General features: G+C 67.8%; 14 protein-coding genes and 1 tRNA gene. 14 read left to right on the top strand and 1 reads right to left on the bottom strand.

The features are described 5' to 3' along the window. Positions 1 to 23: 23 nt before the first annotated feature. From AHIS1636_RS15750 to AHIS1636_RS15685, 14 genes are all read left to right on the top strand, one after another. Positions 24 to 1406 carry a cation:dicarboxylate symporter family transporter gene (locus tag AHIS1636_RS15750; protein ID WP_264796789.1) on the top strand — a complete coding sequence of 461 codons (1383 nt, stop codon included), beginning with the start codon at positions 24 to 26 and terminating at the stop codon, positions 1404 to 1406. Positions 1407 to 1639: 233 nt separating this feature from the next. Next, positions 1640 to 2521 carry a ParA family protein gene (locus AHIS1636_RS15745; RefSeq protein WP_262104205.1) on the top strand — a complete coding sequence of 294 codons (882 nt, stop codon included), beginning with the start codon at positions 1640 to 1642 and terminating at the stop codon, positions 2519 to 2521. Continuing rightward, positions 2521 to 3390: a segregation and condensation protein A gene (locus tag AHIS1636_RS15740; protein ID WP_264796788.1), complete on the top strand. Its 870-nt coding sequence runs from the start codon at positions 2521 to 2523 to the stop codon at positions 3388 to 3390. The genes AHIS1636_RS15745 and AHIS1636_RS15740 overlap by 1 nt, the downstream gene beginning before the upstream one ends. Then, positions 3383 to 4024, top strand: coding sequence for an SMC-Scp complex subunit ScpB (gene scpB, locus AHIS1636_RS15735; protein WP_264796787.1), 642 nt, complete (start codon positions 3383 to 3385; stop codon positions 4022 to 4024). The genes AHIS1636_RS15740 and scpB overlap by 8 nt, the downstream gene beginning before the upstream one ends. A gap of 33 nt (positions 4025 to 4057) precedes the next feature. Further along, positions 4058 to 5287, top strand: a complete 1230-nt coding sequence (locus AHIS1636_RS15730; RefSeq protein ID WP_264796786.1) for a pseudouridine synthase — start codon at positions 4058 to 4060, stop codon at positions 5285 to 5287. A 3-nt stretch (positions 5288 to 5290) separates the two neighbouring features. Beyond that, entirely contained in the window at positions 5291 to 6409 is a 1119-nt protein-coding gene (locus tag AHIS1636_RS15725) for a prephenate dehydrogenase (RefSeq protein ID WP_264796785.1), read from the top strand. Beyond that, positions 6406 to 7122: a (d)CMP kinase gene (gene cmk / locus AHIS1636_RS15720; RefSeq protein WP_264796784.1), complete on the top strand. Its 717-nt coding sequence runs from the start codon at positions 6406 to 6408 to the stop codon at positions 7120 to 7122. Before AHIS1636_RS15725 ends, cmk begins: the two co-directional genes overlap by 4 nt. Before the next feature lie 106 nt (positions 7123 to 7228). Continuing rightward, the gene (der, locus tag AHIS1636_RS15715; RefSeq protein WP_264796783.1) at positions 7229 to 8785 is read left to right on the top strand and encodes a ribosome biogenesis GTPase Der; all 1557 of its coding nucleotides are present in this window, start codon (positions 7229 to 7231) and stop codon (positions 8783 to 8785) included. A 93-nt stretch (positions 8786 to 8878) separates the two neighbouring features. Then, positions 8879 to 8952 (top strand) — tRNA-Pro (locus AHIS1636_RS15710). A gap of 240 nt (positions 8953 to 9192) precedes the next feature. Next, positions 9193 to 9579, top strand: a complete 387-nt coding sequence (gene gcvH, locus AHIS1636_RS15705; RefSeq protein ID WP_264796782.1) for a glycine cleavage system protein GcvH — start codon at positions 9193 to 9195, stop codon at positions 9577 to 9579. A 78-nt stretch (positions 9580 to 9657) separates the two neighbouring features. Then, complete coding sequence (locus AHIS1636_RS15700) at positions 9658 to 10137, top strand: FHA domain-containing protein (RefSeq protein WP_264796781.1); 480 nt, start codon at positions 9658 to 9660, stop codon at positions 10135 to 10137. A gap of 3 nt (positions 10138 to 10140) precedes the next feature. After that, positions 10141 to 10890: a transcriptional regulator FtsR gene (ftsR, locus tag AHIS1636_RS15695; RefSeq protein ID WP_373875861.1), complete on the top strand. Its 750-nt coding sequence runs from the start codon at positions 10141 to 10143 to the stop codon at positions 10888 to 10890. A gap of 11 nt (positions 10891 to 10901) precedes the next feature. Then, a complete protein-coding gene (locus tag AHIS1636_RS15690) occupies positions 10902 to 11402 on the top strand; it encodes a bifunctional nuclease family protein (protein WP_264796780.1) in 501 nt (166 codons plus the stop codon). Between the two features lie 255 nt (positions 11403 to 11657). Continuing rightward, on the top strand, positions 11658 to 12251 hold the full coding sequence (locus AHIS1636_RS15685) for a MerR family transcriptional regulator (protein WP_275116383.1): 594 nt from the start codon (positions 11658 to 11660) through the stop codon (positions 12249 to 12251). Between the two features lie 133 nt (positions 12252 to 12384). On the opposite strand, the gene AHIS1636_RS15680 is transcribed toward AHIS1636_RS15685, so the two are convergent. Beyond that, a complete protein-coding gene (locus AHIS1636_RS15680; protein WP_264796779.1) occupies positions 12385 to 13545 on the bottom strand; it encodes an IS1249 family transposase in 1161 nt (386 codons plus the stop codon). Positions 13546 to 13625 lie beyond the last annotated feature (80 nt).

The raw sequence follows: 13625 nt of genomic DNA, 5'->3' as shown, positions 1-13625 counted from the left end.
TCACACCTTCAAGGAGTAAATCATTGGCAGCGACCACGCAGGTCCCCAAGGCTGATACGAAGCCGAAGAAGGACAGAACCCACTTCCTTTACATCGCTGTCATCGTGGCAGTGGTGCTCGGTGCCGTCGTCGGCTTGGTGGCACCGGAGTTCGCGCAGTCCCTCAAGCCTGTCGGCACCGCGTTCATCGGACTGATCAAAATGATGATCGCCCCGATCATCTTCTGCACGATCGTCCTCGGCGTCGGTTCGATTGCCAAGGCCGCCACCGTCGGCAAGGTCGGCGGCCTCGCGCTGCTCTACTTCATGGTCATGTCCACCTTCGCCCTGGGCATCGGCCTCCTGGTGGGCAACCTGATCCATCCGGGCGCCGGGCTGGACATCCAGGGAACCAGCTACGAAACCGAGCCGACGGAGAGCCACGGCACCGTGGACTTCCTGCTGGGCATCATCCCCACCTCGCTGCTGTCCTCGCTGACCGAAGGCAACATCCTCCAGACGCTGTTCGTGGCCCTCATCGTCGGGTTCGCCCTGCAGAAGATGGGGCCGGCGGGGCAGCCGATCCTGCGCGGCATCGGCCATATCCAGGCCCTGGTCTTCCGCATCCTCATCATGGTGATGTGGCTGGCTCCGGTCGGCGCCTTCGGCGCGATCGCCGCGGTCGTCGGCGCCACCGGCGTCCAGGCCATCATCAGCATGGCCACCCTGATGATCGGCTTCTACATCACCTGCGTCCTGTTCATCGTCGTGGTCCTCGGCCTGATCCTGAAGGTCGTCACCGGCGTCAACATCTTCAAGCTGATGCGCTACCTGGGCCGCGAGTACCTGCTGATCTTTTCCACCTCCTCCTCGGAGGCGGCCCTGCCCCGCCTGATCGCGAAGATGGAGCACCTGGGCGTGTCCAAGCCCGTGGTCGGCGTCACCGTTCCGACCGGCTACTCCTTCAACCTGGACGGCACCGCGATCTACCTGACGATGGCTGCCTTGTTCGTCGCCACCGCCCTGGGCAAGCCGCTCGAGCTGGGCGAACAGATCTCCCTGCTGGTCTTCATGGTCATCGCCTCCAAGGGGGCGGCAGGCGTCACCGGCGCCGGCCTGGCCACCCTCGCCGGCGGCCTGCAGTCCCACCGCCCGGACCTGGTGGACGGCGTCGGGCTGATCGTCGGCATCGACCGCTTCATGTCCGAGGCCCGCGCGCTGACCAACTTCACCGGCAACGCCGTCGCTACCGTGCTGATCGGTACATGGACGAAGGAGATCGACCGGAGCCGGGTGGACGAGGTGCTCGAGCGCCGGCTGCCCTTCGACGAGCAGACCATGGAGGCCGGCCATGGCCACGCCCCGGAGCCGGTCGAGCCGGCTGCGGCTGAGCGGGAAGCGGACCGGGAGCTGGCCGGCGCACGCTGACCGGCAACCCTCAGCTACCTGCCACAACGACGGCGGTGCACCCGATTTCGGACGGGTGCACCGCCGTCGAACGTGGCAGGGGAAGCCAAACCGCGAAGTCTAAACTTTAGACCTCTACTTGAAGCTAAAGGCTCGCCGGAACCGGGCGCCACATTCGGCGGAATGCTGGGCCGTCACTGTAGCCTTGGGGGATAAATGGACAGCCAAGCAACCATGGAAGCTGGGATTGATACGTGAGTAGCGAACAGGGTTCGACGACTCTGCAGGAAGAAGCCGTCCTGGGGCCGACCGGCCGGCCGCAGACCGATTTCCCCGAACCGCCCGTGCTGACTTCACATGGCCCCGCCCGCATCGTCGCGATGGTCAACCAGAAGGGCGGGGTCGGCAAGACGACCTCGACCATCAACCTGGGAGCGGCGCTGGCGGAGGCCGGCCGCCGGGTCCTTCTGGTGGACTTCGATCCGCAGGGCGCGCTCTCGGCCGGCCTCGGGACGAACCCGCACGAGCTCGACCTGACCGTCTACAACGTCCTGATGGACCGCAAGGCGGATATCTACGAGGCGATCCAGAGCACCGAGATCGAGAACATCGACCTGCTGCCGGCCAACATCGACCTTTCCGCCGCCGAAGTCCAGCTCGTCAACGAGGTGGCCCGCGAGCAGGTCCTCGACCGGGCGCTGCGCAAGGTCAGCGACGATTACGACGTCATCCTGATCGACTGCCAGCCCTCGCTCGGCCTGCTGACCGTCAACGCCCTGACCGCTGCCCACGGCGTCGTGATCCCGCTGATCTGCGAATTCTTCGCACTGCGCGCCGTAGCGCTGCTGGTGGAGACCATCGAAAAAGTGCAGGACCGGCTCAACCCGCGGCTGCAGATCGACGGCGTCCTGGCCACCATGTACGACGCGCGGACCCTGCACAGCCGCGAGGTCATCGGCCGACTGCTGGAGGCCTTCGGCGACAAGGTGTTCGAGACCGTGATTAAGCGGACCATCAAGTTCGCGGATGCCACCGTCGCCGCCGAGCCGATCACCACCTATGCCGGCAACCATCCCGGCGCCGAGGCCTACCGCCAGCTGGCCAGGGAACTGATCTACCGCGGCGGCGCCCCGTAATGACGGCTGCGGTGCCGGCGGAGACGCCGCTGCCGGAACCCGAAACAGGCAGCCGGACCACGGGATTCGAGGTCCGGCTGGACAACTTCACCGGGCCCTTCGACCTGCTGCTGGGGCTGATTTCCAAGCACGAGATGGACATCACCGAGGTGGCCCTCGCGCGCGTCACCGACGAGTTCATCGGCTACATCCGCCGGCTCCAGGAGGCGGGCCTGGACCGCGCCCTGGATGAGGCCAGCGAGTTCCTGGTCGTCGCTGCCACCCTGCTGGACCTGAAGGCGGCACGGCTGCTGCCCGCGGGCGAGGTCGAGGATGACGAGGACATCGCCCTCCTCGAAGCCCGCGACCTGCTCTTCGCCAGGCTCCTGCAGTACCGCGCCTTCAAGCAGATCGCGGCGATGATGGGCCGGCGGCTGGAGGAGGAGGGCCTCCGCTACCCGCGGCAGGTCGGCCTGGAACCGCAGTTCGCGGCCCTGCTGCCCGAGCTTGTCTGGCGCACGCCGCCGGCCGAGTTCGCCGCCCTCGCGGCCAAGGCCCTGGAGCCCAAGGAGCCCAAACCCACCGAGGTGGGGCTGGCGCACCTGCACGCACCGCCCGTGAGCGTGAAGGAACAGGCCGGGATCATCGCCCGGCGGCTGCAGGCCGGCACGCCGCTGTCCTTCCGGGCGCTGACGGCCGACGCGGCGGACACCCTCGTGGTGGTCGCTCGGTTCCTCGCGCTGCTGGAGCTTTTCCGCGATGCGGTGATTGCCTTCGACCAGGCCGCGCCGCTTGGGGAACTGACCGTGCGCTGGGCCGGCGCCGACCGGGATTGGACGCCGGAGCGGCTGAGCGAAGAATACGAGGATGTGCAGGAGACCGATGAGTGAGGACGTGCAGCAGGCCCCGGCCGGAGCCGAAGGGCCCGGCGGGGAGGAGACCGGGGTGGAGAGCCTGCCGGGCGGTGCCCGGGCCGCTCTCGAAGCCGTCCTGATGGTCCTGGACCAGCCCGCCACGGACATCGAACTGGCCACCGCCGTCGACCTGCCCGTGGCGCGGGTCAGTGCGCTGCTGCATGAACTGCAGGAGGATTACGACGGCGGGGGCTCGCCCGGCGCGGCACCGCGCGGTTTCGAACTGCGGAAGGTGGCCGGGGGATGGCGCATCTTTTCCCGCAGCGAGTTCGCGGACATCGTGTCGGGCTTCGTGCTGGAAGGCCAGACGGCCCGCCTGACCCAGGCCGCCCTTGAGACGCTGGCCGTGATCGCGTACCGCCAGCCGGTGGCGCGCTCCCGCGTATCCGCCATTCGCGGCGTCAACGTGGACTCGGTGGTCCGGACCCTGGTGCAGCGCGGATTAATCGAGGATTCCGGTGCCGATCCGGAGACCGGAGCAGTGCTGTACCGGACCACCTCGTATTTTCTGGAAAGATTGGGTATAGGAAGTCTTTCCGAGCTCCCCGAACTGGCACCACATCTGCCGGGGCTGGAACACTTGGCAGATATCGACGAATCCGTTTATTGAGATGTACCGTTCCGCGAGTATTTAAGGACACAAATGACACAGGCGCCCCGATCCGGTTCCGGCCGCAACACCCCCCGCGGCGGCGGCAAGGGCCCGAAGCCTGGCGGCAAGCCGGCCCGCCAGCCAGGCGCCGCCGGCGGACAAGGCCGCGGCGGCCAGCATTCCTCGGGACAGGGCCGCGGCGGGAAGCCGGCCCCCGGTGCGGAACGCGGCGGTAAGCCGGCCTTCGGCTCCGAGCGCGGCGGAAAGCCGGCCCCCGGCCAGCGACGCGACGGCGCCGGCCGCCCCGGCAGCGCCGCGGGTAGCGGTAAAGCGGGCCAGGGCAAGGCGGGCCAGGGCAAGGCGGGCCAGGGCAAGGCCCGCCCCGGAAAGCCTTCAACCGGACGCAAGCCGGGAGCCAAGGCCCAGCCGGCCGGCCCGCGTCCCTTCGGCCGGGAACGGTTCGGGCAGAACCTCGGTCCTGTCCGCAACCGTCCGCGCCCCCAGCGCGCCGAAGGCGGCCAGGCCGGCGGCAGCACCGAGGGCCTGCACGACCCGAACGGCGTGCGGCTGCAGAAGGTGCTGGCACAGGCCGGCGTTGCCTCCCGCCGGGTGTGCGAGGACATGATCGCGGCCGGCCGCGTGGAAGTTGACGGCGCCGTGGTCACCGAGCTCGGCGTCCGCGTGGACCCGGCCACCGCCGTCATCCACGTCGACGGCATCCGGATCCAGACGGACGAGACGCTCGTCTATTACGTCTTCAACAAGCCCAAGGGCGTCGTCTCCACCATGGAGGACCCGGAAGGCCGGCCCTGCATCAGCGACTTCCTCAAGAAGAACAAGGACCAGCGGCTCTTCCACGTGGGCCGGCTCGACCAGGCCACGGAGGGCCTGCTCCTGTTGACCAACGACGGCGAACTGGCCAACCGCCTCACGCATCCTTCGTATGAGGTGCCCAAGACGTACCTCGTGCAGGTCCGGGGGCCGATGGCGCAGGGCGTCGGAGCGCAGATGAGGGACGGGATCGAGCTGGAGGACGGCGTCTCGCGCGTCGACTCCTTCCGGCTGGTCGATTCCACCCCCGGCCACGTGCTGGTGGAAGTCGTGCTGCACTCGGGCAAGAACCGGATCGTGCGGCGCATGTTCGACGCCGTCGGGCACCCGGTGGAGCGACTGGTGCGCACTCAGGTCGGGCCGATCCGGCTCGGCGACCAGCGGCAGGGGAGCATCCGGGCGCTGGGCCGCACCGAGTCCGGCCATTTGCTGGCTCTGGTGGGGATGTAGGCGTTGAACCCCACACACCTTAAAGCCGCCCATCTGTCCGGGCCGGTGCTGGTGATCGGCACCGGCCTGCTCGGCGCCAGCATCGGCCTGGGGTTGCGTGCCCACGGTATCGAGGTGCTGCTCTCCGATCTCTCGCCCTCCGCCCAGGCCGTCGCCCAGGACATCGGCGCCGGCCGCGTGCTCGAACCCGGACAGCAGGCTGCGCCGCAGCTCGTCGTCGTCGCTTCCCCTCCGGACGTCACCGCCCGCATAGTGTCGCAGGCCCTGCGCGACTACCCGTCCGCCGTCGTGGTCGATATTGCCAGCGTTAAAGCGTCGGTCCTGGCCGAGCTGCAGGCAGATCCCGAGCTGGGCCCGGAGGAGATGGCCCGCTACGTCGGAACCCACCCGATGGCCGGCCGGGAGAAGTCCGGCCCGGTGGCGGCGCGGGGCGAGCTGTTCACGTCCATGCCCTGGGTGCTGTGCCCGCACGATTCGACCAGCGCCGCGGCGTTGAAGACCGCGCAGGCCCTCGCCATCGACCTCGGCGCCGTCGTGTCGCGAATGTCGGTCGAGGAACATGACCAGAGCGTGGCCCTGATTTCCCACCTCCCGCAGGTGATGTCCTCGCTGCTGGCCAGCCGGCTGCAGGACACGGAGCCGCATGCGCTGGCGCTGGCCGGCCAGGGGCTGCGCGACGTGACCCGGATTGCCGCGAGCGACCCGGCGCTGTGGGTCCAGATCCTCGGGGCCAACGCTCCGCGGCTGGTCAAGATCCTGTACGGTGTCCGCGAGGACCTGAACCGGCTGATCGGCACGCTGGAACAGCCGGAGGCACCCGGGGCGCGGCTGGACCTGGCCCAGCTGATGAGCGAAGGCAATGCCGGCCAGGCCCGGATTCCGGGCAAGCACGGCGCCCCGCCGCAGTCCTTCGCCTGGCTGACCGTGCTCGTGGACGACCGGCCGGGCCAGATCGCCCGGCTGCTGACGGAGATCGGCGAGGTGGGCATCAACCTCGAGGATCTCCGCCTCGACCACTCGTCCGGGCAGGACGTGGGCATGGTGGAAATCTCGGTGCTGCCCAGCAGGCGCCAGGAACTGATCGACTACTTGGATTCGCACGGATGGAAGGTGCTGCAATGACCCCGGCTGCCACTGAGGCCGCAACTGACATGAAGACGTACCGGCTGGGCAAGCCGCTGGTGGTGGCCATCGACGGTCCCTCCGGCTCGGGGAAGTCGAGCGTCAGCCGCGAAACCGCCCGGCGCCTGCACGCCGCCTACCTCGATACCGGCGCAATGTACCGGGCGGTGACGTGGTACTGCCTCAAGACCGGCGTCGCGCTGCAGGAGGCGGCGGAGGTGGAAAAGGCCGCCCGCGAGGTGGACCTGCGGATCAGCACGCACCCGGACCATGAGCAGGTTACGGTCAGCGGAACCGATGTCACCCAAGCCATCCGCGAGCCGGAGATCTCCGGGGCTGTCAGCGCCGTCGCCACCACGCTGGGCGCCCGCGCCGAGCTGATCCGGCGGCAGCAGCAGATCATCGCGGACTCGGGCCGGCGGATCGTGGCCGAGGGCCGCGATATCACGACCGTGGTGGCTCCGGACGCCGAGGTCCGCATCCTGCTGACCGCGAGCGAGGAGGCCCGGCTTCGCCGCCGCGGGCTCCAGCTTGGCGGCACCCAGTCCGAGCAGGAGCTGCACAACCAGGTGATTGCCCGCGACGCAAAGGACTCCACCGTGGTGAACTTCAGCGAAGCGGCCGACGGCGTCTTTACCGTAGATTCCTCCGAACTGGACTTCGAAGAGACGATCGACGCCGTTCTAGAAGTCGTCCGCCGCGCAGCGCACTGACGCATTCCTTAGCGCCGGCCCGCCCCTCAGGCGGTACGCGCGACACCGCTGCGTGTTTGAATGGACACGCCAGCATACCTCCCATGCTTGACGAAGGATATTGACCATGAGTGCCACACCCACCGGCAACGGGCCCCGCGACGAGGGTTACCCCGACGGCGACTACGAGCCTGCCGGCGAGGACAGTATCGCGGAGCGCCTGGAACAGCTCGACGACGACGAGGCGGACCTGCGCGCGGAGTCGCTCCGGGCCGGTCTGGCGGACTATGAGCTCGACGAGGAGGATGCCGCCCTGCTGGCAGGCCTGGACCTGGAGCCCGAGCAGCAGGCCCCGCCCAAGCCCGATCCGGTGCTGGCGATTGTTGGACGTCCGAACGTCGGCAAGTCCACGCTGGTCAACCGCATCCTCGGCCGCCGCGAGGCCGTCGTCGAGGACACCCCGGGCGTAACCCGTGACCGCGTGTCCTATGCGGCGCACTGGAACGGCCGCAACTTCACCCTCGTCGACACCGGCGGGTGGGAGCACGACGCGAAGGGCATCCATGCCAGGGTCGCCGAGCAGGCCGAGATCGCCGCGGACATGGCGGACGCCGTGCTGCTGGTGGTCGATGCGAACGTCGGTGCCACGGCCACGGACGAGGCCGTCGTCCGGATGCTGCGGCGCAAGAAGAAGCCGGTCATCCTCGTCGCCAACAAGGTGGATGACATGGCCCAGGAGGCGGAGGCAGCGGCGCTCTGGAGCCTCGGCTTCGGCCAGCCCTACCCCGTTTCGGCCCTGCACGGACGCGGCACCGCGGACATGCTGGACGCCGTCATGGAAGTGCTGCCCGAATTCTCCGCCCACGGGGGCGTCATCCGGACGGGCGGCCCGCGCAGGGTAGCGTTGATCGGCCGCCCCAATGTCGGCAAGTCCTCCCTGCTGAACAAGCTTGCCGGCAGCGACCGCGTCGTCGTGGACTCGCTCGCGGGCACCACCCGGGACCCGGTCGACGAGATGATCGAACTGGGCGGCCGGATGTGGCGGTTCGTCGATACCGCCGGCATCCGCCGCCGCGTCCACATGCAGCACGGAGCGGACTTCTACGCCTCGCTGCGGACCCAGTCCGCGCTCGAGCGGGCCGAGGTGGCAGTAGTCCTGCTGGCCGTCGACGAAGTCCTCAGCGAGCAGGACGTGCGCATCCTGCAGACGGCCATTGATTCGGGCCGCGCCCTGGTGCTGGCCTTCAATAAGTGGGATCTCCTCGATGACGACCGGCGCCGCTATCTGGAGCGGGAGATCGAGCAGGACCTTGCGCACGTGGACTGGGCGCCCCGAGTGAACCTGTCTGCCCGCACGGGCTGGCACAAGGACCGCCTCGTGCCGGCGCTGGACCGCGCGCTCGAATCCTGGGACCGCCGTATTCCCACGGGACGGCTCAACGCCTTCCTGGGGGAGCTCGTGGCGGCACATCCGCACCCGCTGCGCGGCGGCAAGCAGCCCCGGATCCTCTTCGGCACCCAGGCCTCGACCAGGCCGCCCAAGTTCGTGCTGTTCACCACAGGATTCCTCGATCCCGGTTACCGCCGCTTTATTACGCGACGGCTGCGCGAAACCTTCGGCTTCGAGGGAACACCCATCGAGGTGAGCATGCGCGTGCGCGAAAAACGGGCGCGCAAACGCTGACCGGGACACGCGCCAGTGGTCGTGGTCAGACCTTCGCCAAAAATGCTGTACAGTATTTGAGGTGGTTCCGCCGGGATGGTCCGGAAGGAACAACGGGTTGTGGCGCAGCTTGGTAGCGCACTTGACTGGGGGTCAAGGGGTCGCAGGTTCAAATCCTGTCAACCCGACACTGGGTAAAGTCCCGGCCGCTCTTCGGAGCGGCCGGGACTTTCCGCATTCCGGGCCCGCCGAATTGCTGGCTGCCGGATTCCGGGCCGGCGGCGAGTCCGGACGGGGTGCGGGGGCGGGCACCGCGGAAGCGGCAAAGCGGCGTGTGGACGATGAACGTCTGTGCCTATACTTTCAGCGGTGGCCCCGGCCGCCGGCGCCACGGCTGTCATCCGATCCACGCGAGAAAGGCCCGACTCATGAGCAACGTTCCCGCTGAACTGCACTACACCGCCGAGCACGAATGGATCGCCAAGGCCGGCGCCGAAGGCGTCGTCCGCATCGGCATTACGGATTTTGCCCAGGACGCGCTCGGCGACGTCGTCTTCGTGCAGGTGCCGGAAGCCGGTACCAAGATCACGGCCAACGACGTGATCGGCGAGGTCGAGTCGACTAAAAGCGTCAGCGATATCTATGCCCCGGTGTCGGGCGAAGTCGTCGCCGCCAACGACGCGCTGGAGTCTGATCCCGCGCTGATCAATTCCGATCCGTACGGCGACGGCTGGCTGCTGGAAGTCCGCCTCGAGGACGCCTCGGCCGTCGAATCGCTGCTCAGTGCTTCGGAGTACGAACAGCAGGTAGGCTAGACCTACCGGAATGGGATTTTGAACGAGCAACCGGCGGCAGGCCGGTTGCTGCAACAGTGCATGGGAGGACGTTTCTTCATGGTGGGCGACGAGCGCAACGCAGCAGGTTCCGGACAGGCCGGTGGCCCCCGGGAACCTGCAGCTGAGACCACTTCCATCGGACTGCCGCCCGCAGCCACGACTTTCCAGCCCAAGCCCCGGCTCACCTTCGAGGAACAGGCTGCGGTTGACGCGCTGCCGGCGGGGTCGGCTTTGCTGATCGCGCACAGCGGGCCGAACCACGGGGCACGGTTCCTGCTGGACCAGGACGTGACCTCGGCGGGCCGGCATCCGGACGCGGACATCTTCCTGGACGACGTCACCGTTTCCCGCAAGCACGTCGAGTTCCGGCGCACCGCAACCGGCTTCACCTTGGTGGACGCCGGAAGCCTGAACGGCACCTACGTCAACAACGACCGCGTTGACAGCCTCGCCCTGCGTACGGGCAACGAAGTCCAGATCGGCAAGTTCCGCCTGACCTACTACGCCAGCGAAGCGGCGCCGAAGGGCCAGGCTTAGCCAGTGCCCGCATCGCAGCCAGCACGGCGCGGTCTCGGCTCCGGACGGGACACGTTCCGCAGGACAGTCCTCAACATCGGGGAAGTCCTGCAGGAACTCAGCAATGACTTCCCGGGGATCAGCGCGTCCAAAATCAGGTTCCTCGAGGAGAAGGGGCTGATCAGCCCGCAGCGGACTCCCGCGGGCTACCGCAAGTACTCGGCCCAGGACGTCGAGCGCCTGCGTTTCGTGCTGGCCCTCCAGCGGGACCAGTACCTCCCGCTGAAAGTCATCAAGGACTACGTGGACGCGATAGACCGCGGCGAGCGGCCCGAGGCCCTGCCCGGCGGCATGTCGCTGTCCCCGCGCATGGTCTCGGACGGGCTGGCCCAGGAACTGACCGGACGTGCCCGTTCCTTCACGCTTCCGCAGTTGCAGGAGGCTGCCGGCGTTTCGGAGGAACTGATCCGCGAGCTGCTGAGCTTCGGGCTGATCCAGGAGACCGACTCCCTCTACGACGAGCACGCGTTGAAGGTCGTCAAGGCGTGCGCGAAGCTCGGGACGCACGGCATCGAGCCCCGGCACCTGCGTCCGTTCCGGTCGGCGGCTGACCGCGAGATGGGACTGGTCGAACGGGCCGTCGCCCCTCTTTCATCCCGAAAGGATGTAGCGTCGAAGGCGCGGGCGGCCGAAGCTGCCAAAGAGATCAGCGACCTCTGCCTGAACCTGCACAGCGCCCTCGTCCACGGGCATATCGCTCGAATGGATCGCTGATCGGAGGAACCATGCTCGAAGTCGAAGTTGTCGGAGTTCGCATCGAACTGCCCTCCAACCAGCCCTTGGTCCTGCTGAAGGAGAAGGCGGGGGAACGGCACATCCCCATTTGGATCGGCGCCCCGGAGGCCAGCGCGATCGCCTTTGCCCAGCAGGGAATCAAGCCGCCGCGGCCCATGACGCACGACCTGCTGTGCAGCGTGGTCACCGAGCTCGGCCGTACCATCACGGAAGTACGGCTGGTGACGGTACAGGACACCGTCTTCTATGCGGAACTCGTATTCGACGGCGGGACCACGGTCAGTTCCCGGGCGTCGGACGCGCTGGCCGTCGCACTGCGCGTGCCCTGCCCGATCTTCTGTGCCGAGGAAGTGATGGAAGAGGCCGGGGTGCAGATCGCCGAGGCCGCCGAGGATGACGACTCCGCGGCGCCGGAGGAAAACGCCGAGAACCAGATGCGGGAGTTCAGGGAGTTCCTGGCCGACGTAGAGCCCGAGGACTTCGAAAAGTAGGGAAACGGCCCGTCGTCCGACGGCTCGGCCGCAGGTCGAAAGGACAGCTCCGGGGGCGTTCGCCAAGGTCAGGGGCACCCGACACGCCGAACCTGAAAAGGCCAGCATCTTTGACCGTCGGCGCCGGTGGTTCTAACGTCGAAGAATACAGTTCCCATTGCACCGGCGGGCGGCACGGGGCAGACTTAGATCTGACCCCTGAGTTGCCGGCGGCGCCGACTTCCCACTAGGGAACTTTCGACAAGGAGGGTTCACGTGAGTCCTAAAGGTGATGCGGGCGAGTCCCGTGCGGTGAAACCGGGTGCCGGCCTACCCGCAAGCGCCCAGGGTTTGCTGTTCACCGAGGATCTGCCGGTACTGGACGAAGACGCCGGCTACCGTGGACCCACGGCCTGCAAAGCGGCAGGCATTACTTACCGCCAGCTCGACTACTGGGCCCGGACCGGCCTCGTGGAACCCGCCGTACGCGGCGCCTCCGGCTCCGGATCCCAGCGCCTCTACAGTTTCCGGGACATCCTGGTCCTGAAGGTCGTCAAGCGGCTGCTCGACACCGGCGTCTCCCTGCAGCAGATCCGCACCGCAGTGGACCACCTGCGCGAGCGCGGCGTCGAAGACCTCGCCCAGATCACGCTCATGAGCGACGGCGCGAGTGTTTACGAATGCACCTCCGCCGACGAAGTGATCGACCTCGTCCAAGGCGGACAGGGCGTTTTCGGCATCGCCGTCGGCCGGGTCTGGCGCGAAGTCGAAGGCAGCCTGGCCCAGCTGCCGAGCGAGCATGTCGGAGACCAGCCGGAGTTCCCCGACGACGAGCTCAGCCGCCGCCGGGCCGCGCGCAAAATCAGCTAGCAGATCCGCCGGCCGCTGCCGGCATTCCAACACAAAGGGCACCCCGGCGGGGTGCCCTTTCTTTGTGCCCGGTTCGGCACGGCAGCGCAGGTCCGGGGTTATAGGCCAAATATGTGTGTCTGGGCCGGGTGTGTCATGGTCTTCCGCCCCAGCCTGAGCGGGCCCAGAGGCCTTCTTCGGCGATCGTGGCGGTGCCCAGTTCGTCGGGGCCGATCGGTTCGTCACCGGCGATCGGTGTCAGCGGCGTGAGCGTTTTGTAGTGCTCTTCGCGGATGAGGCGGTGCGGGGCCGGCGGGTTCTCGCTGCGCTGGTAGAGGTACCATTCCACGGCCCTTTGCCGGTGCTCGAGGGGCAGGCCGCGGTGGTCGCGGAGCATGCGCCGGATTCCCGCGTTGATTCCGCCCTCGATCCGGTTTGTGGTCGAGGAGATGCCCAGTCCTTCGAACTCAGGTTCCAGATAGGTGAAGAGCACCCGTTCCCGGGCGGTGCGCGCCAGCAGGTTGTAGGCGCGGCGCAGCCGGTAATGGGTGAACCACCAGGCCTGGCCGGTCCTGACGTGTTGCGGGGTCGGCCCGGATCCGCGGTAGGTCCGCTCGGCGAGGAACGTTTTGTTCGCTTCGTGCCAGGAGTTCAGGGCGCGTAGCCAGATCAATGCTTCCTCCCGGGTGCCGATCTTGGTCAGGGCCAGTGAGAGCACGCGAAGCCGCCGTCCTGCCTTGGTGCGGGGTTGCCGGGTGATCTCGGTGCGTACGTTGCGTTGGACATGGACCAGACAGCGCTGGATCCGTGTTTCCGGCCAGGCGCGTCTGAGGGCTGAACCCAGGCCGGAGCCGCCGTCGATGACGGCTACCCGCGGGGCGGGGAAGCGTTCGAGCAGCGCGGTCCAGGCGGCGGATTTCTCCGTATCGCACCACTGCCACCCGATCACCTGGTCCCCGGCGATCGCGATCAGGCAGCACCAGCCGCCACGCAGATAAATCCCGTCGAGCTGGACCTCGTCATGGATCTGCCCGGTCACGGGAATGGTCGGCGAGATATTCCAGCACCAGGCCATCCTGCGGCGCAGCGTCCGCGCTGACGCCGTTCCGGAGAGTTCCGCCTGGGAGGCCTTGCCCAGCAGCCAGCCCAGGAAGAGATTCAGGTCGTGCCGCCGTGCGACATCCGGGCGGGCGACGGCCCGCGAGGAACTCGCACCGCAGTGCCTGCACCGCCAGCGGATACTCCCCGCGCTGGTTTTACCGTTGCGTTTGAGCGGGCCGCCGCAGAGAGCACATTCACCGGAAGTATCAAGCACCCCCTACGGATATAGACCACAGAGTATGCCGACCCGGATTTAGCCGCGTGGCGACAAGGAACCAGCCGGGGCCGGACACA

Origin of the sequence: Arthrobacter mangrovi, from assembly GCF_026011795.1 — a bacterium.
In the GTDB taxonomy this organism is placed as follows: Bacteria; Actinomycetota; Actinomycetes; order Actinomycetales; family Micrococcaceae; genus Crystallibacter; species Crystallibacter mangrovi.
The sequence above is the reverse complement of the archived record's forward strand: the minus strand, read 5'-3'. Positions and strand labels throughout refer to the sequence as shown.

Coding starts and splice junctions, on each gene's coding strand:
- AHIS1636_RS15740 (WP_264796788.1), top strand. CDS start 2,521: ATGACGGCTGCGGTGCCGGCGGAGACGCCGCTGCCGGAACCCGAAACA.
- scpB (WP_264796787.1), top strand. CDS start 3,383: ATGAGTGAGGACGTGCAGCAGGCCCCGGCCGGAGCCGAAGGGCCCGGC.
- AHIS1636_RS15730 (WP_264796786.1), top strand. CDS start 4,058: ATGACACAGGCGCCCCGATCCGGTTCCGGCCGCAACACCCCCCGCGGC.
- cmk (WP_264796784.1), top strand. CDS start 6,406: ATGACCCCGGCTGCCACTGAGGCCGCAACTGACATGAAGACGTACCGG.
- der (WP_264796783.1), top strand. CDS start 7,229: ATGAGTGCCACACCCACCGGCAACGGGCCCCGCGACGAGGGTTACCCC.
- gcvH (WP_264796782.1), top strand. CDS start 9,193: ATGAGCAACGTTCCCGCTGAACTGCACTACACCGCCGAGCACGAATGG.
- AHIS1636_RS15700 (WP_264796781.1), top strand. CDS start 9,658: ATGGTGGGCGACGAGCGCAACGCAGCAGGTTCCGGACAGGCCGGTGGC.
- AHIS1636_RS15690 (WP_264796780.1), top strand. CDS start 10,902: ATGCTCGAAGTCGAAGTTGTCGGAGTTCGCATCGAACTGCCCTCCAAC.